Source organism: Maribacter sp. TH_r10 (genome assembly GCF_033101095.1).
In the GTDB taxonomy this organism is placed as follows: domain Bacteria; phylum Bacteroidota; class Bacteroidia; order Flavobacteriales; family Flavobacteriaceae; genus Maribacter_A; species Maribacter_A luteus.
Genome location: NZ_JAWMPY010000007.1, coordinates 20,246 through 39,676 on the forward strand (window position 1 = coordinate 20,246; position 19,431 = coordinate 39,676).

A 19,431-nucleotide genomic window follows, 5' to 3' on the forward strand; every position below is an offset into this window, starting at 1 on the left:
CAAAAGAATAATATAAATCAAGAATGATTAAAAAAGTTATTGCTGCCATGAACGGTTTATACCTCTGCGTAATAAGAGGGTCTCAAGATACTTATTCAGGTTTCTTCTTCCTAACTAGGATAAAAAAGGACAGGGACAATATAATTAGTCTTGTTGGGGTAAATATGACAAAAAATCACATCAAAGTTACCGGTAGGGGTAACCTTATAGAGTCAAAAAATAACCTCATTGAAAATTCAAAACTTGTCATCAATGGCGAAAATAATAAGCTGATTCTACATCCGAATGTTAAACTAAGAAATGCAGATGTAGTTATAAGAGGGTCGGATAATGTAGTGGAAATTGGTAAGGGGACCACTTTTGGTGGTGTCCGAATTGTAAATGTAGGCCAAGGAAATGTTGTGGATATAGGGGAGAATTGTCTTTTTTCAGACCATATTGAAGTTTGGGCCAGTGATACCCATAGTATCTTTAATGAGGAAAACGTAAAGATTAATACGGAAAAACCAATACATATTGGCGACAACGTTTGGGTGGGGAGCCGCGTGATTGTTTTAAAAGGAGTGAAAATTGGGGATGGAGGCATTGTGGGAATGGGAACCCTGGTTTCCAAAGATATCCCGCCTAAATCCATTGTTGTAGGAAACCCTAATAGAGTTGTTAAGAATAATGTGTATTGGACTAACGAATATTAATAGGAAAAAGAAATTATGCGCGTTTTACATATTTTTAATGAATTGAAATTTTCCGGGGCCGAGATCATGTATGCCAATGCAGCCTCGTTATTCCAAAAAAAAGGGGTAGAAATGTTGGTCTTAAGTACTGGGGAACAAATCGGTGATTTCCTGCCTCAATTTGAAGCGGAGAATATTGAAGTGCATTATAGGAAGCTTTCGATAAATGAAGCCAACCCACTACGTTTGATGAGCTATTTTCAAAAAGTCTATTTATTTGTAAAGACCAATAATATAGAGGTAATTCATATACATCGTTCAAAACATTTTTGGTTTTTTTCTTTGGTAGGTTTTCTATCGGGAACCCGAACGATTCGCACAGTTCATAATAATTTTAAACACCGAAAATTAACATGGATCAAAGGTTTTCTTGAACGTTATACGGCAACGAAATTTTTTAATGTTAAATTTCAGACTATTGGAAGGAGTGTCTATGAAAATGAATTACATTATTATAAAAACAATTCATATATCGTGAATAATTGGTACGATAGTACTAAGTTTTATCCATTATTGAATTTAGAAGAAAAATTCAAGATTCGTGAATCTTTGGGCATAGCTAAAAATCAATTTGTAATTATCTCAAGCGGTGGTTGTAGTTATGTTAAAAATCATCATGATATCATTAAAGCTTTAGCCATTGTAGATAAGAAAATTGATTGTGTCTATTTACATTTAGGTCAGGGACTTACCGAAAATGAAGAAAAAGATCTTGCAAAACAGTTAGGTGTATATGGCAAGATCAAATTTTTGGGAAACAAGCAAAATGTGAGAGATTATCTGATTGCTTCAGATGTGTATTTGATGCCCTCCCAATTTGAAGGTTTGAGTATTGCGGCAATAGAAGCAATGGCCAGTGGTTTACCATCTGTATTGTACAATTCACCAGGTTTAAGGGATTTGATAGATAAAGATGATAACGGGTTGTTGATTAATCCTGACTATAAGGAATTGGCAAGTTCTCTACTTCAATTATATTATGAGCCTAATATGCGTCTGGAAATGGGAAATCGAGCAGAAGTGTTCGTGAAAAATAATTTTTCAGTGAGAAAAGGAGTGGATGGTATAATGGATTTATATAAGAAATAATTTACTATGGTGAGTAAAACAAACTTTTTACTTTTCAAAAGGAATGTATCTATAAAAAAATAAAATATTTCAGGTTGATTTCCAGACAGGATAAAATATTTTTAACTATTGTATTGTTTTTGATTGCATTACAGACAGTTTCTCCTTGGGGTACCATGCCCCTTGGCAACATCGTTTTATGGTGGGGTATGGATGTATTAGTGTTGGCCCTCATTTTGAAGGTAAGGCCTAGGTTTTATGACCGCGCAAACAAAACAACCTATATCATATTTGCCTACCTCTATTGGAATATAAGCTGTATAGTAAGGGGTGGTTTTGTGGCGGAGAATTATTGGGAATGGAAGAACTTGTTCACTATGGGCTTTGTGCTGTTGCTACCGACAACCATTTTTATAAGCACCAACAGGTTGTTGGTACAGACTATTTTTAATGTGTTTATAAAATACCTGCTTCCGGCATTTATTTTATTTACGGCCATAACATACCCAATTGCATGGGGGGTTTATTTGATTCCCATTAGTGTTTTGCTCCTCTTTTTGCCATTGTTGACACGAAAATGGCAAATAGCCCTTTTGGGAATCGCATTGTTCGCGGCTACGGCCAGTATCGCTGCCAGGAGTAACGTGATTAAATTTGCAGTTCCATTTTTATTCGGACTGTTGTTTTATGTAAGGCCTTTTGTAGGTGTTAGACTATTGGGTTTAGGACGACTGCTCTTGTTAGGGTTGCCTATTACACTCTTTATTTTAGCGCTTACCGGTACCTTTAATGTCTTTAAAATAGACCAATATATGAAAGGGGATTATACCACTGTTCAAGAAAGTGGTGAAACCGAGGATCTTACCGCGGATACCCGAACCGGTTTATATGTAGAAGTATTGGCTTCCGCTATATATAATGAGTATGTGTGGTTGGGGCGTACCCCGGCCCGGGGCAATGATTCTGAATTGTTCGGCGCGGAAATCGAAGCCCAAACCAAGACGGGTAAATTTGAGCGGTATGCGAATGAGGTTTCTGTCTTGAATGTGTTTACTTGGACCGGGTTGATTGGGGTAGTGCTATATTTCTTGGTTTTTTTCCGAGCAACATTCTTAGCGGTTCATCGCTCCAAGAGTTGGTATATGAAAATTTTAGGGCTGTATGTGGCTTTTCGATGGAGTTATGCTTGGGTAGAGGATTTTAGCCGTTTTGACCTTTCTTATATTTTGCTTTGGATCCTGATCGGGATGTGCTTTTCCTCCTCTTTTAGAAATATGACCGATATGGAATTCAAGTATTGGGCCAGGGGTATTTTCGATATCCGTTATAGAAAGGCCACCTTGAAAAAAGTGCGGGTTAAAAAACAGTTTTAATGATGAAATATAAGATTGCCGTATTGCTTACCTGTTTTAATAGGAAGCAAAAAACCTTGGCTTGTCTCGATAATCTATGGCAGACGGTTCCCGACAATGTAGGTATGGACGTTTTTTTGGTAGACGATGGTTCTACGGATGGAACAGGGGAAACGGTACGAAAAAAGTTTCCGGAAGTCACCGTAATCCAAGGTACCGGGAGTTTGTATTGGAACAGGGGCATGCATCTGGCTTGGGAGACAGCGGCCAAGACCGCCCAATATGATTACTATGTGTTATTGAACGATGATACCTTCCTGTATTCCAGTGCCATGGAGGAACTCTTGGAATGTGCTATTGAACGAAATGATGGGGTTGTGGTCTGTGCGGCTTTTTGTGGTGAGCAAAGCGGTGACTATACCTATGGGGGCCGTGATAAGTCGGGTAACCCGGTTATCCCTAATGGTGAGGTGCAACCCTGTTTCCATATAAACGGCAATTGCTTATTGGTGCCTAAAACGGTATATGATGAAGTAGGGAATTTAGATCCGATCTTTCCGCATGCTATTGGTGATTTTGATTATGGTCAACGTGCTATGGACAAGGGCTTTGAATTGGTGACGACCAAAAGATATTTAGGAACTTGTGAAAGCAATGCGCTATTACCTAAGTGGTGTTATGCCCACGTACCCTTAAAGGAGCGAATCAAGGCCTTGTACTCCCCCTTGGGCAATAGCCATCCCAAATACTATTTTATTTATGTGAAGCGGCATTTTGGCTGGTTCTTGGCGATAAAACAATTTTGTTCCATTCATTTACGATTACTAATACCGAACTTGTGGAAGTAAAAAAAGAACCTATTTTTCAGATTGACGACCCTGCCGTAAAAAAGATATACCGGGAAGCGGATAATTATAAGGTCAAATTCCATTCGGGTCCCGCTGTCCAAGAAGACCTTTGTATCATTTACTTTAGTAGTAACGACCTCTATTACCCCAACACCCCAAAGGCCTTTGAAAATAGTATTGTAGCCAAGGACAAGTTTGAATGGCAGCGGAATTATATCCAATACGCCAAAAAACATATTTTTTTACGCGATGTACAAAAACAATGGTATATCGAAGGGATCAGCGAAAAACACGACAATCCCGAGGCGCTATGGGAACTTTTACGGGAATTGACCTCAGGTTTTAGAGTGTATGTCATGGGAAGTTCCGCGGGGGGATTTGCGGCCCTATTGTATGGCAGTCTGTTGCGGGCAGATCGGGTATATGCCTTTAACGCCCAATTGAACCTGAATGTCATCATTGAGGGGTCAAACGCCAAGGTGGATCCCATCCTGTTTCGATATAAAGATCAAGAGCGCTCTAAATATTTTGTCATTGAGGATTTCTTGGATACCGAAAGGGATTATTTCTATTTTCAATCGTCCAAGTCCATTCTCGATATCAAACAATACAATGCCCTTAAAAATACCACCTTGTTGACCCGTATTCCCTTTAAAACCGGCAATCACGGTTTTCCGTTTTTACGCCATAATTTAAGGTATGTCTTGGGGTTATCCAAGGAGGAATTGCACCAACTGTCATTTAAGTCGTATCACCCCATTGCATTTGCGGCTAGTATAGACGGATGGGCAAAGACCGTACAGGTGGTCGTCACGACAGTAGTTAATCGATTTAAAAAGAAATTGAAAGAGAAAAAGGCGGCTTTCTGAATCCTTTTAATAAGTTTGGTACTTTATTGGTAGTATGCAAAAAGAAGTACTTTCCGCCCATGCCTGTGATTCCTCAAAAGGATTCGAACCGGGTAGGGGCATTAAGATTCCCATGGGGGATGAAGAACAGTTCATAGCTGATTTTGCCCAAGCCACAATACGATTAAACGAAGATTGTGAATTGCTTGGGGCCATGGCAAAAAATACGTTTAAGTATAGCAAACAATTCGTCTGGGAGGAGAAAACTAAAAATATGGCCGAAACATTTTATCCTTCTAGATCCTTATAAGTTACTTCTTATAATTGATGTTGTGTGTACAGTGGTTTTTAGCATATTTTTGGAACAGTATTGTGTGCTGTATAGTACTCCCCTTGTCAAGGGTTTTAATACATGTATAGGTGTATTTGTTTAAGGTTTTTTCAAACCGGACAATAGTAGTAGTTAAAGAATTTTTAAGAAATGAATGGATTAAAATTTAGAAGACAGTTCTTGTTAAGCCCATTTACAACGGATGGGTTGCTTCAATGGAATCAATATACCTTAGGGGCGTATTTTTTATATACACATCCTGATTTAATCGTAACGCAAACAAAACGATCGGATAAGGAAATATTTTTATTAGGGCATGTTCTGGATCCAAAAAACCATGAACTCAGTACGCTAGATATTCTTAATAAAATAGCGGAGGCCTCATCGGAATCAGACACCGCAAAAGTACTTTACGGTTTGGTCGGGCGATACGTACTCATAATTAAAACAGGGGAACGTCTGGTTTTTTTCAATGACGCCTGTGGTCTTAAATCATTTTTTTATACACAATATGAGGGCCAACTCTGCCTTGCATCCCAGCCCTTGCTATTAAAATTAGTTACAGGGGATTTGATTTCCAAACAAGAGCGCTATTATAGTTATTTTGAATCCGAGTATGTAAAGAACAGCAAGGAGCATTGGTTTCCAAGTGGTACGTCCCTCTACGAAAAGGTACATCATTTGGTGCCCAACCACTATTTGGATTCGGCTACCATGCAACAGATACGCTATTGGCCTTTAGAACAATTGGAAATAGGGGATTATGAAACCGGTTTAAGAAAATTCTCGGAACTGCTGCGCCAGACCTTGATTGCGGGCAGTAAAAAATATAATTTAGCATTAGGGCTTACCAGTGGTTATGACAGTAGGATATTGTTAAGTGCCAGTAAGGATGTTTCGGAAAACATGCAATATTATACTCTTTTGTATAGAGATCTTAATTGTGAATCCAATGATGTCAAAATCCCTACACTACTTTCGAAGACATTGGGTATAAAGTACAAGAAATTGGATTGTAGGATAGAATTGGACGAGCGTTTTAAAAAACGCTACTTGGAAAGTACTGACATGGCCCATCTGGATGATTGGGGTTATATTGCCTATGGAATTTCAAAAAAACTAACAAAGGATGTAGTTTCCGTTAAGGGAAGTTGTTCCGAAACGGGCCGTTGCTTTTTTTACAAGAATGGAAAACATCCCAAATTAACCGCTGGAGATGATATTTTAAACATTAACCCCAAATGGAAAGGGATACCGTTTATTGTAGATCGTATGCATCAATGGTTTGATGAGGTAAAGGAAAGTACCGTGAACAAAGGATATAATATTCTGGATCTATTCCATTGGGAAGTGAGTACAGGGAGTTGGCAATCCCAAAGTCAAATGGAGTGGGATTTAGTACATGATACTTTTACCCCTTTTAACAATAGGGAACTTTTGGATATCATGCTACATATAGATACGAAATACCGATGTAAACCTAATTATACGATGTATCGAGATAGTATGAATATACTATGGCCAGAGGTGTTGAGCCAACCCATAAATCCACTTACGCCTAAATTGGCCTTAAAGGCCAAATTAAAAAGTCTTTTAGTGGAGGTTGGCTTCGAAAAATATAATAAATAATAGTTGTCACCCTAGTTAGGTTCAAAATAAGAAACTTTAATCCATTGAAAATGAGTAAGCCTGCAGCTGTATTATTATTTGCCTATAAAAGGTTAAATGCTTTAAAGAATACAGTAGCGGCTTTGCAAAAGAATACCTTGACTTCTGAATCCGATGTATTTGTTTTTTCAGATGGAGCACTGCAGAAAGATGAGCAATGAATTGAGGAAATCGAACCGTTTTCTTAAAACAGTTGATGTTTTAAGGTAGTAAGCATTATAGAAGCAACAACATAGGGCTGGCAAATTCTATTATTGGAGGAGTGACTAAAGTAATGGAACGATAAGACTAGGTCATCATTTTGGAAGATGATTTGGTGACAGCACAAATTTTTTAGATTCCCGGGTCAAAGTACTTAGATGTCAAACCTTTTATTAATGAAAATTCAGAAGTTTGTTACTTTTTGTCAGCTCAACCTAAATGGGGTGTAAAATTGCATGTAACACCAAGAATAATGGTATTACCTTTTTAATAACGGCATTGCATATGATCATTGATTTAAATAAAGTCTAGTTTTTAAGGTTTGGATGATCGGTTTAAAGAAAACAATTAAAAGTTTAGAATGAATTTTAAAAAGCCGAAGGCAATAATTTTTTTTCAGTATCTACCACCTTGGCGTATAGACGTTTTTAATGAAATGGCAAAGTACTACCAATTGACTATTGTGTACACAAATGCCGAAACTGAAGGTTTCAAATACGATAGAGAGGATTTATTGAATAGGTTGGACAAGGATATTGAAAATATATTTTTAACGAATGGTTTTAAAATAGGTAAACGTCCTATCAGATTAGGTATTTTCAAATTGATTAAAACAATTAAGCCAGATATTGTTTTTTCACATGAGTATTCACCAGTAAGTATAATCTTGGCTACCTTTTTAAAATTAAACTATTTTAATTTTCAATATGTTATAACGACATCGGATAATACTTTTATTTCAGAAGGAGTTAAAGGGGTGAAATTTTTTTTTAGAAAATATGTATTATCCGTAGCAGATGCTTTGGTGGTTTACAGTAAGGCTGTAAAAGAATTTTACAAAGGCAATTTTTCAGGATTAAGAGTAGAGATATGTCCAAACATACAAAACCCGGATACCTTACTTGAATATAGACAGTATTTCCCTAGTATTTTAAACAATTACATTAATAAGTTTGGCTTAAAAGAGAGTAAAATTATATTATATACCGGTAGGCTGGAAAATGTAAAAGGATTGGATCTATTACTCGAAGCCTTTGCAAAATCGATGAATAGTGGTTTTAAGATTGTATTGGTTGGAGATGGTAATGAAAAAGAAAATTTAAAACAAAAATGTAAAGATTTGAATATTGAAGATCAAGTAATATTTGCCGGCTTTTGTTCAGGTAAGGAATTATATGCTTGGTATGATCTAGCAAATTTTTACGTACTTCCTAGTAGGTTTGAACCCTTTGGGGCAGTAGTAAATGAAGCTTTGGTATTTGGCTGTCCAGTAATGGCGAGTAAATACATAGGAGCGGTAGATTTTGTTAATAGATCTAATGGTTTACTGTTTGATCCCTTAAATGAGCATCAATTTGTGGAAAATTTGAATATTTTTTATGAAAGAACCCGGAAATTAAATAGCAAAGAAAAAATGAATTTGATGCCGGTTTCTTTTAGTGAGTATGTTAAAGTATTTTATGAAATTTATAAAGTGAACTAAATTTTTTCATGATAAAAATTGAATATAACAATATGCCTCAGGGTAGTAGTAAATTTAAATTTGCTTTGCGGTTTTATTTTAATATTTTAAGAACTTGGTACTGTTTTAATATTAAATATCCTTGGGTAGAGTATAGCGGATTTGTACGGGTAATGGGAAAAACGCATTTCGTTAAAAGAGACATTAAAATTGGCAACAATGTACAATTTGGTAGAGGAACGTGGGTTACTACGGATGCACATTTCGGTAACAATATATTGATTGCAGGCAAGGTTAATTTTGTAGGAAAAAACGACCATATTTTTAATATACCAGGAGTTACTATGTGGCATGCAGGCCGGGGTGTTGATAAACCTATTATTGTGAACGATGATGTTTGGATAGGTACAAGTGCAATTATTGTGGCAGGGGTTACAATTGGCAAAGGAGCAATTATAGCTGCAGGGTCTGTGGTTAATAAGAATGTGCCAGAATGCGAAATATGGGGGGGTGTTCCGGCCAAAAAAATTAAGGATAGATTTGAAAATGAAGATTTGAGAATGAAGCATTTAGTTTATTTAAATAAGCATGCCTAAAAAAATATTGATTGTTGGCAGTAGTTCATTTGTGGCAACTGGTCTGTATGAAAAAATGATACAAAATGGTCTTCAGGTAGATTGCTTTTCAAGAGGGCAGGAAAAAAGAGTTGGGGATAAAGTATTCGGTGATGTACTTAATTTAAAGAAAAATAAATTCTTAGAAAAGAATTATGATGTTATCATCAATTATATCCTTATTAAGGATGGTGGTGAATCAAAGAATTTAGCGTTCATAAAGGGGTTGGTTTTGTTTTGTGAAACCGTAAACGCAAAACAATTACTTCATTTTTCGTCTATTATGGTGTATCCCAACACTGAGGTATTAATAAATGAAAATACAGCAATTGAAACGAATACCTATAAGAATGGGTATGCCGCTAATAAAATAGCAACGGATACGTATTTGGAATCTTTAAATGGTTTGCCATTTCAAATTTCATTTATACGTCCAAGTTATGTGTTGTCAGCCGACAGAGCTGCACCTTTTATTAAAAAATTACCATTCGGTTTTATATTGTTGAAAGGACATAAAAAAGCAATTATGCCCATCGTAAAACGTGAAAGTATTCATAAGGCAGTTATTGCAATTATAGCTTTAGAGTCAAAGCAACCAGTATATCTTTTTTTACCAAATAGTAATACTACCAAATATGCATATGCTAAAGGCATTGGATATAAACGCGTAATAACACTGCCTAAATGGTTAGTGTTGGGTACTGCAAAATTATGTCTGAAAGTTGGTGTTTTACCAGCATCATTTTATGTACGTATTGAGAGTAAGTTCATTGAATCAAAATACGATTCATCGATTACTGAAAATGAATTACAATTAACATTTTAAATAATGCATATGAATATTTGTGTAATTGGATCAGGTGCATATGGAAGTTATACAATAGACGCCTTACTTAATAAGTATCCCAATGCAAACATCACGCTATTCGATGTTGGGGATGCTACAATTAAAAGTGAAAAGGAAATTGGTTATTTATCAAACCTGAAAAGAAGGATATATAAAGGGTTAAGTGACGGAAGGTATTTCGGTTTTGGTGGGGCAACAGATAAATGGGGAGGTCAATTGTTAACATTTACAAAAAACGATTTTAAAAATCCAAATCGCTTTTTGTCCGATGTTATTAAGTTGAATGAAAAGTACAAAGATACTATGCTTCAAAAATTTAATATCACCAATGAACATAGTGAAAAATTTGTTACTGATGTCCTTTTCACAAAAACGGGAGTTTGGTTAAGCGCATTTAACAGGAATTTTTTTAAAATTTTTAAAATTCAACAACGGAAGCAAGTAACAATAATATCCAATGCCCGTGTATCGCATGTAAAAACCAATGGAGATAAAAGAATAACAAAAGTTTATTATATAAAGGATGGTATTGAAAAATCAAGTTCTTTTGATTTTTATTTTTTAACTGCAGGTGCTTTTGAAAGTGCTCGTATTTTACTGTCGTCCGATATAATTCCTGAAAAGAAAGTATATTTTTCAGACCATCTTTCCCAAAAGATATTTAAGATTAAAAAGAGTACATATATCGGTAAGGAGGATTTTGTTTTTAAAATGAAAGGGTTTTCATTGATTACCAAAAGACTTATTGGAGAATATAACAATTGTTCTTTTTATGTGCACCCTGTATTTAATATGGATTTTCCTTTTTTTCAAAGTTTAAAAACTATTTTATTTAAAAAACAGATTACACTACAAGCCTTAAAAAATATCATAATTAGTATTCCTCAGGCGATTGGTTTTGCTTGGACTGTTTTGGTTCATCGTCGTATTTATGTATATAAAAATGAATGGTTTTTATATATTGATATAGATAATCCAACAGAGGATAGTTTTATTTCCCTTTCAAAAGAAAAAGATGCATTTGGCATTAGAGGTTTGGATGTAACCTATTCTATAGGAGAAGATGCAGCAGGAGTTTACAAAAAAGCAAAAGATGAGGTTATTGGTCACCTGACACGTTCTAAAGTTGATTTTGAAGTATTGGCGGAGGAAATTGATGTTCAGAATACGGAAGACATATACCATCCCCATAAGATGTTTCTTTATGATGATATGGAAGATTATTATACCGAATTCGATAATATGTTACTTGTTAATACGGGAATCTTACCGCGATCAGGAGGTATTAATCCAACAGCTGCATTGTTACCTTTAATAGATGAATTTATCAATGAAAAGTTGATTAATAAACTATAATTTGTTGAAATAAAACTATGATTTCTGTATTGATCAATGCTTATGCTTGCGCGCCGAATATGGGTTCTGAACCTGGAATGGCTTGGAATTGGATTATCAATTTGGCTAATTATTGTAAAGTAACGGTAATTACCGAAGGAGAATGGCGTAAGGAAATAGAAGTAGCTGTCAAGGAATTGCCTCAAGGGACTAATTTGACATTTCATTACAATCCTGTGAGTGCTGAAATTAGAGCAATGTGTTGGAATCAGGGCGATTGGCGATTTTATAAACACTACAGGAAATGGCAATTTAAGACCTATCAAATAGCTAAGGAAATTACAAAAACAAATAAAATTGATGTACTGCATCAATTAAATATGATTGGTTTTAGAGAACCTGGGTATTTATGGAAAATAACGGATATTCCATTTATTTGGGGGCCAATAGGAGGGTTAAAACAGATGCCACTTGCATATCTGGAGAATGCCGGTTTCAAAATGAAGTTATTCAGTAGGTTAAAAAATATTTTAAATGTTTTACAACTTAAATATGACAAAAGAGTAACAAAAGCTCTAACACGGGCAGATTTTTTGATTAGTTCAATACCAGATTCATATCATGCGATTAAGAAGCATAAACATTTAGAAAGTATAATAATTCCGGAAACAGGTTGTTATGTGACAGAGGATATCTCTAATAACCGTTTTGATAATGATGAATTTCATGTAATGTGGGTTGGTAAATTTGATTTTAGAAAGCAGTTACCATTGGCTTTAAGAACTATAAACAAAACAAAAAACAAAAGAATTATTTTAAATGTTTTTGGAAAAGGAACTGCAGCCCAAGAAAAAGATGTTAAACAATTGGCTCATGCTTTGGGTATTTTAGAACAAGTTGTTTGGCATGGAAACCAAAGTAACGAACTTGTATTGAAAACAATGAGAAAAGCACAGCTTTTTTTCTTTACAAGCATTAGTGAAGATACTTCTACTGTTGTTTTAGAAGCGATTAGTAATCGTCTTCCGGTATTATGCTTTAATGCTTGTGGTTTTGGTGCGGTAATAGACAATAAGGTAGGTCGTAAAATACCTTTGTCAAATCCTAGTATATCTGTTAATGATTTTGCAAAAGAATTGAATTATTTAGAAAATAACAGACATCTTTTAAAGGAGATGTCCATTAATTGTAAAGAACGCCAAATAGAACTTTCTTGGACTGTAAAAGTGAAAAAAGTATTGGAATTATACAATAGGAGTATACAATTAAAAATTTATCAAGAAGATTAGAATATTTATTGATTGTTTGAAAATATATTAATTGTAAAAAAATATCATCAATCCAGGTATTTTATTTATTGGAATAACAGTTCCCTAATTGGAAAAATGGAAATACTTGCCTGTACTAGAAGAGCCCAATGAACTTAAACTGTCAGTAATTTTGGTTTAATATAAGGGGTATTGGCCTTGGTACATACGAGCAACAATTTTGTTGGTAGAATTAGCCTTATACTAGATAAAATACGCACCACATCACTATACCATTGTAGTCAATAAGTTAGTTATATTGCTGATAATTTAAAATTAGTATTTATTTAGGATAGTATCTATTTACATTAAATGCAAAAAGTTATAACATATGACTAAATTTTCTACCCTTACATGCATGGGATATAAGGTCTTTATCGATGATTTAGGCGTTGTTTATTCAAAAAGTAAAACGATCATCAATACGGTAAATCAATATTCGTATTGTATGGCCGAAAAAGACCCTTTATTTAAAGAGGCATTACATGCCTCCGATGTGTTGTTGCCCGATGGGGTAGGGATCGTTGCCGCTGCAAAATGGCTTAAAGGTAAAAGGATAAAGAAAATCGCCGGGGCAGACCTACATGCTTTCCTCCTACACCGATTGAACGAAGAAGGGGGGTCTTGTTTTTATATGGGGTCGGCCCCTGAAACCCTGAAAAAAATCGAGCAACGTTTGGCCAAGGAATATCCCCATATACGGGTCGGGAGTTATTCCCCCCCGTATAAGAAAGTATTTACATCGGAGGAAAATGCCGAAATTATTAGCGCGGTAAATACCTTTCGACCCGATGTGTTGTTCGTAGGGATGACCGCCCCCAAACAGGAAAAGTGGAGTATGGCGCACAAAGAAGCCTTAGTGGTCAATGGCCCCATTTGTGCCATAGGTGCCGTTTTTGATTTTTATGCGGGTACCGTAGAACGGCCCGGTAAGGTATGGAGGGACCTGGGCCTTGAATGGTTCGGCCGCTTGGTAAAGGAGCCCAAGCGGATGTGGAAAAGGTATATCTACTACGGATTGGTTTTTGGAGGGTACTTGATTAAGGTAAAGGTCAAAGGTAAATGAGTATTTCAACCAAAGAATTTCAATGTTCAACGAATATTCCGAAAAGTCGTAGGCTAGCTCAGTAGTTACTGCGCGATTGTCTTAGATTTTGGGATTAAAGAAATCGCAGATAGTGGTAACGAAGCATGATTTGTAAAAAGAAAGTTCAGATAGCCTAAAGGAACCGTATCTGTATATCTCTGGGAAATTACATAGGTATACTGTGAATGGTTTTAATACTGTGGATAGGGGTGGTCATTAACAAACAGAAGAATTTATAAATAAACAGAAATTAAATTTCGTATAACTTATGAGTAAGGAGCAGTATAAATATTTACCCATTGCGGAAGAAGAATCGGAATTCAATGTACGGGAAATATTGGATCGGTATTTACGGTATTGGCCGTGGTTCATCATCGTGGGGGGCTTGGCCGTGGGTATGGCATTCCTATATCTCAAATATACCGAACCCACCTATCGGACGGTTTCGACCATTATCATCAAAGATGAGGATAAGGGCACGGGTTCGGATCCATCGGCCATGGTCGATTTGGGGATGATGGGGGGTATGGCCACCAATAGTATCAGTAATGAACTGGGGTTGTTGACCTCAAAAAGAATCATGTGGAACACCGTAAAGGCCCTGGATCTGAACGTGCAGTATTGGAGTGATGAGGAGTTGCTTTCCAAAGAACTCTATGATTTCAGTCCGATCAAGGTCGAGATTTTCCGATTGGACGATCGGGGGCTCGAAAAGGCCATCTTAAGCGAAAGTAATGTATATAAAGTGCATAATCTTGGCGGGGGCAAGTTGAGCGTGGTCAATGAAGCCACCGAACAGGAGGTGCAGACCGACTTGGGGCAGATGGTGGAACTCGATTATGTGGATTTCAATATTCAGGAAAAGGAAGATATGGAGGGGATGGCCCAAGACGAAGCTTGGACGACCGTACGTATCAAATTTGTATCCCTGGGTAGTGTGGTGAATCAATATCGGGGCAAATTAGAGGTCGAGGTGGTCGAAGACCAATCGACCTTAATCCAATTGAGTTTGATTGATGCCGTTCCGAAGAAGGCCCAAGATGTCTTGAACCAAGTGGTTTTTGAATACAATCGGGACGCCATTGATGAAAAGAACCTGATCGCCAAGAACACGGCTGATTTTATAGATGAGCGTTTGGCCATCATCAATCGGGAGTTGGATTCGGTGGAAACAGGCAAAGAACAATTCAAGGCGGCCAATAGCCTTACCGATATCGGGGCAGAATCCAATATGATCATTCAAAACGTTAGCGAATACAATAAGCGGCAACAAGAGGTGCAGACCCAATTGGAACTTACCAATTCGATGTTGAATTATATGAATACCGATCAAATGGTGCTGTTCCCTTCCAATCTCGGTATTGAGGAAACCAGTGTCAACCAGTTGATCGCCGAATATAACAGTATGGTGGTACAACGGAACCGGCTTATGGCGGGATCCACCGAAAAAAACCCGATTATTGTTCGTTTGGATGCCCAGATAGCGCAGATGAAGAACAGTGTTCGAAGTAGTTTACAGGGTAGGCGTGACAATCTGCTTATCTCAAGTGGTAATTTACGTAGGCAATCGGGAAGACTGGGGTCCCAGATATCCGCCGTACCGGGTCAGGAACGTAAATTCCGGGGAATTGAGCGGCAACAGGGCATAAAGGAATCGTTATACCTGTATTTATTGCAGAAGAGGGAAGAGAATACCTTAAAATTAACGGTACGGGCGCCGAAAGCCAAATTGGTAGATCAGGCCTACAGCAATTACTCCCCTGTTTCGCCCAATCCTAAAAAGGCCTTGGCCATAGCCCTGTTCCTCGGTTTGTTGCTGCCCGTAATGGTGATAGAGGGGAAAGAACTCTTGAACAACAAAATACGCAACCGTAGCGATTTGGAGAAAAAGGTAAAAGGGATTCCCATTTTGGGGGAATTGCCTAAATTGGGCCGTAAGGATAAAGAGCTCGATTTAAATAGCAGTAGGTCCCTCTTGTCCGAATCCTGTAGGATCGTTTTGGCGAACCTACAATATACCATGGTAAAGCACGATACGAAAAAAGGGGGGGTCTGTGTGTTCGTGACCTCTACGGTAAAAGGGGAGGGGAAGACATTTACGACGATGAACCTCGCGCATACCCTGGCGACGACCGGGAAGAAAGTGATCGTGGTGGGCGCCGATTTACGCAATCCGCAATTGCAGCGCTATAAAGATGGGTTGAACAAGGTTCTGGGGGTCAGTGACTACTTGGTAAGCCGAAACCAGGAGCTGAAGCATTTGATCCAAGACTCGGAACAACATCCCAACCTAAAGTTCTTGCCTTCGGGGAGTATCCCCCCGAACCCGGCCGAATTGTTGCAGTTGGATAAAATGGGAACCATGTTACAGGAATTGGAAGCGGAATACGACTATGTGTTCGTAGATACGGCCCCATCCATGCTATTGGCCGATACCTTTTTGATCAGTAAATATGCCGATGTAACCCTCTATGTGGTACGTACCGGGTTTACCAAAAAGAACGTCATTAATTTTGCGGTGGATGCCAGTAAGGAAGGTAAATTAAAGAACATGAACTTCGTACTCAATGATGTGGGCTTGGACAATCTGGGCTATGGTAGTAAATACGGCTATGTATATGGGGAAGACCAACCCGGGTTCTGGCAGAAGTTAAAACATAGTTTTTAAAGAAAACCGTAAAGGGCTTAGTTTATAGAGACCGTTTTTAAGAAAAAGATGAAGGGTCGGGTACCATTTTTATGGTCTCCGACCCTTTTTATTTATAGGGGTATTATTCCGAAGTGGCTGTATATGGCACTATTCAAAGGCTGGGCTGGGCAAAAGGATATAGCTATGCTATTTCAATAGTAGAAAACATATCATTATTTCCCATTTTTACGTCATTCAACAACCCTTCAATTTCGCTTTTTTCCTTAAACTATATTCTTATAATCGGTAAAGATGAAAAAACCTATGCGTATGCGAATTTTTGGTGTAAGGGTAAGGATCACAGCGGCCCAACTATGGGGCGCTACTTTCTTTTTTATGTAGGCTATTACCCAGCTAAGGGCCCGTGCTATTTGTATAATTGTATGTGGCCATATAAAATAGAGTACGGGCAATAAGTTGTAATTAACTGCTGGTTATAAAGTAAACGCTAGGTTTAGTTAAAGAAATACACCTCCATTTCTAACCATGCGGCGCCTAATAAAAATTTTCCTATAGCACCATCAGAACCTTGGTAAACTCCGTCCAAATAACTGTTTTTTGATGGGTACCCTGCACTTGTATTGTATAAATAGAAATCCTTGATGTCCTGATCTTTGTAGTATAGATTGGCAATGGCCTGAGGTATTGAATAATCCCTTTCGCTTAAACCAGTCATATTTAAAGGGGAGCCATCATAAAATCGTATGTCATTCCATCCGCCTTTGGCTGAACTTCGGTAATATTTAGATTGGCCCATTATAAAGGTTTTTAAAGATTTTGGGGTAACACCATCTGTCGTACTACTTCCGACATAACCATTTGGAGCTGTAGGGGTTAGATTCGTGGATCCGTTTAAAATCCCCTCAGTGGTTTCGTAATCATATAATAAATCATCGGGATAATGTTGTGCCATGGCATCTTCATGCGCCATTTTTACCATAGATTGTAATGTGGAAAAAGAATAATGAACTCCAAGAGCATTAATGTTATATACATTCTTATTCCTTATCAATTCCCAAAAAGTGCCATCAGGGAACAATCCATATTTTAGGGCGTTTTTAAACCATTCCCTTGTAAGGTGTTCATACGTTGTGTCCCCATAATTAATCGACCAAGAATGTAGAAAAGCTATACTTTCTGAAATTCTATTGTTAAAATTATTCTGCGCCCCTGCCATTGCATAATCCATGTTAGGGTTTCCGTTTATATCTTCAATAGGATAGCCCGTTTGGTATTCTGTTTCGTTAGTTTCATTTTCGCCCATAAATTTTTGTAATCCAATGTTCTCCCAATCTTTACCCCAATAGCCGTCGTAATAAGGGTCAATCCATGATTTAACATGAAATGCATAATCACTGAACCAATCTTCTATAGTTGTTTTGTCAGCATTGGATAAAACAGTCTGTATATTTTCAATAAGATGATAAGAATCCATTAACTTCCCTATTTCTGTAGATTGCACCCATAGATTATTATCAGTTCCGAAATTAGGATTCGTATCCCAATAAGACTCGCTCATACTGTTTGCTTTTACAGTGGATAGCAATTCGGTCATTACGGTATTCGCAACAGGAATATCATCCGTAGCATATGCATATAATGCTGCATAGTGAAAGTTTTGTCTTATCGAATTTGATATATAGCTATATTTAGAGCCAAAGTTTTGTCTATTGGATGAAGGTGAAGATAAAAATGAATCTTTTCCATTAATAGCTCTTGTTATATCATCGGAAAACCCTGGGCCCGTGACATACCCTTTTTCAAAACGTTCTTTAAGTATATTTTTGGCTTCCGTTGTGAATAGGTAATTACCGTCTACCCCAGCTTTAATGGTGACGCTTCCCGTATCTGCAATTGTTGATCCGTTGGCATCGGGAGCTTCGGTATTGTACGTAAACGTATCCATGACCTCACCCTCCGTTAGTTGTTCTGTTACTTCGCTATTGGGGGTGTACGTTAAGGTCTCGTCATCATTGATTACCACCGTACCGTTAGAGGGTGTCGAGGTTTCCGTTATTATGACCTCGGCTTCATTTTCAAAAGTGTCATTCGACAAGACATCGAGGACCATAGCAGTATTGGAAAACACCTGAAAAGAGTCATCTACAGCCACGTTCGAGATGTTTATGGCATCCTGCGTTTCTGAAAGCACATAATCTGTAAGGAGGTCGTTGTCCTTAGAACAAGAAAAGTGCAGTAAGATTATGCATAGTACTATCATACAATGGATCAGTGGGGTGGGGCGGTTGGTCATAGCAATGTAGGTAATTTAAATAATATGTAAATTCTATCTGGGAACATAAAATTATTTAAAAAATAGACATTGTCGATGAAAAGATATGTTTATTCGATGAACTACACTGTTGACGTCAAAAAAAGTGTTGTTTACCGATAAAATTTGAGTTGGAAGCCAGAATTCCAATAGATTGGAAAAGTGTAAATTGTTTCTCATACCATATAAATAATTGTAGTGCCCATTAAATCAATTACTTCCTGACCGTGTTTTTAGGTTTAAAAAACGTTTGGCCTGGAATACGTTTTACTTGTATTACAATACGTTGGGGGAACAATGCCTTATGATAGTAACGTAAATATATACGACCTAGTTTTATAAACGGTTTTTTCAATTTCACTTTTGCCATAAATTTTTATTTTGATGTATTTTGATGCGGATACTACAGAAAAATGTGTTCTCATTTAAATATCTACAAGATTTCAAGGATTCGGGAATGGGGTTATGCAAGAGGCTGTTTTTTTAGATTTTTTTCTGCAAGTGCCTCACAAACCTATTGGGAAGAAAAGACCGGTTCTTTCGATATAATGTCGTAGCCATAAATAGATGTGAAGCGGCCTATTTTAAATTTGGTAAGAAATCAAGGGCTTTCCACTAGGGCTTTTGGAATCCATCCAAAGAGCATTTCACGGTAGTGAAAGCGGCCTGGATGGTGCGGCCGTGGAAAGATTGTAGATTTCAAGAAATTAAAAATCAGCCTAGATTTTTTTGGATACTTTTTTGATCAATACAAAAAAGTATTGTACC

The 19,431-nt window shown here is 37.1% G+C and carries 16 protein-coding genes; 15 read left to right on the forward strand and 1 reads right to left on the reverse strand.

All coding sequences use genetic code 11. From position 1 onward, the window contains the following. Window positions 1–23 precede the first annotated feature (23 nt). From R3X28_RS15005 to R3X28_RS15075, 15 genes are all read left to right on the forward strand, one after another. Window positions 24–695 (forward strand): acyltransferase, encoded by a 672-nt coding sequence (locus R3X28_RS15005; RefSeq protein ID WP_317665382.1) that lies wholly within the window; start codon window positions 24–26, stop codon window positions 693–695. 15 nt (window positions 696–710) lie between these two features. Continuing rightward, complete coding sequence (locus tag R3X28_RS15010) at window positions 711–1,823, forward strand: glycosyltransferase family 4 protein (protein ID WP_317665384.1); 1,113 nt, start codon at window positions 711–713, stop codon at window positions 1,821–1,823. 74 nt (window positions 1,824–1,897) lie between these two features. Beyond that, window positions 1,898–3,175 carry a hypothetical protein gene (locus R3X28_RS15015; RefSeq protein ID WP_317665386.1) on the forward strand — a complete coding sequence of 426 codons (1,278 nt, stop codon included), beginning with the start codon at window positions 1,898–1,900 and terminating at the stop codon, window positions 3,173–3,175. Next, entirely contained in the window at window positions 3,175–4,002 is an 828-nt protein-coding gene (locus R3X28_RS15020; protein WP_317665388.1) for a glycosyltransferase family 2 protein, read from the forward strand. Before R3X28_RS15015 ends, R3X28_RS15020 begins: the two co-directional genes overlap by 1 nt. Further along, complete coding sequence (locus R3X28_RS15025; protein WP_317665390.1) at window positions 3,993–4,871, forward strand: hypothetical protein; 879 nt, start codon at window positions 3,993–3,995, stop codon at window positions 4,869–4,871. The genes R3X28_RS15020 and R3X28_RS15025 overlap by 10 nt, the downstream gene beginning before the upstream one ends. Before the next feature lie 34 nt (window positions 4,872–4,905). Further along, window positions 4,906–5,160, forward strand: a complete 255-nt coding sequence (locus tag R3X28_RS15030) for a hypothetical protein (RefSeq protein ID WP_317665391.1) — start codon at window positions 4,906–4,908, stop codon at window positions 5,158–5,160. 171 nt (window positions 5,161–5,331) lie between these two features. Then, window positions 5,332–6,810 (forward strand): hypothetical protein, encoded by a 1,479-nt coding sequence (locus tag R3X28_RS15035; protein ID WP_317665392.1) that lies wholly within the window; start codon window positions 5,332–5,334, stop codon window positions 6,808–6,810. Window positions 6,811–6,860: 50 nt separating this feature from the next. Further along, the gene (locus R3X28_RS15040; RefSeq protein ID WP_317665394.1) at window positions 6,861–7,010 is read left to right on the forward strand and encodes a hypothetical protein; all 150 of its coding nucleotides are present in this window, start codon (window positions 6,861–6,863) and stop codon (window positions 7,008–7,010) included. Window positions 7,011–7,411: 401 nt separating this feature from the next. Next, window positions 7,412–8,533 carry a glycosyltransferase gene (locus R3X28_RS15045; RefSeq protein WP_317665396.1) on the forward strand — a complete coding sequence of 374 codons (1,122 nt, stop codon included), beginning with the start codon at window positions 7,412–7,414 and terminating at the stop codon, window positions 8,531–8,533. Window positions 8,534–8,541: 8 nt separating this feature from the next. After that, on the forward strand, window positions 8,542–9,108 hold the full coding sequence (locus R3X28_RS15050; protein ID WP_317665398.1) for an acyltransferase: 567 nt from the start codon (window positions 8,542–8,544) through the stop codon (window positions 9,106–9,108). After that, window positions 9,101–9,952: an NAD-dependent epimerase/dehydratase family protein gene (locus tag R3X28_RS15055; RefSeq protein WP_317665400.1), complete on the forward strand. Its 852-nt coding sequence runs from the start codon at window positions 9,101–9,103 to the stop codon at window positions 9,950–9,952. Before R3X28_RS15050 ends, R3X28_RS15055 begins: the two co-directional genes overlap by 8 nt. Window positions 9,953–9,955: 3 nt before the next feature. Further along, window positions 9,956–11,329 carry a hypothetical protein gene (locus R3X28_RS15060; protein WP_317665402.1) on the forward strand — a complete coding sequence of 458 codons (1,374 nt, stop codon included), beginning with the start codon at window positions 9,956–9,958 and terminating at the stop codon, window positions 11,327–11,329. A gap of 17 nt (window positions 11,330–11,346) precedes the next feature. Further along, window positions 11,347–12,597, forward strand: coding sequence for a glycosyltransferase (locus R3X28_RS15065; protein ID WP_317665403.1), 1,251 nt, complete (start codon window positions 11,347–11,349; stop codon window positions 12,595–12,597). A 349-nt stretch (window positions 12,598–12,946) separates the two neighbouring features. Continuing rightward, complete coding sequence (locus R3X28_RS15070; protein ID WP_317665404.1) at window positions 12,947–13,681, forward strand: WecB/TagA/CpsF family glycosyltransferase; 735 nt, start codon at window positions 12,947–12,949, stop codon at window positions 13,679–13,681. A 289-nt stretch (window positions 13,682–13,970) separates the two neighbouring features. Next, entirely contained in the window at window positions 13,971–16,370 is a 2,400-nt protein-coding gene (locus tag R3X28_RS15075) for a polysaccharide biosynthesis tyrosine autokinase (protein WP_317665406.1), read from the forward strand. A gap of 475 nt (window positions 16,371–16,845) precedes the next feature. On the opposite strand, the gene R3X28_RS15080 is transcribed toward R3X28_RS15075, so the two are convergent. Beyond that, complete coding sequence (locus tag R3X28_RS15080; protein WP_317665408.1) at window positions 16,846–18,612, reverse strand: Ig-like domain-containing protein; 1,767 nt, start codon at window positions 18,610–18,612, stop codon at window positions 16,846–16,848. Between the last annotated feature and the right edge of the window lie 819 nt (window positions 18,613–19,431).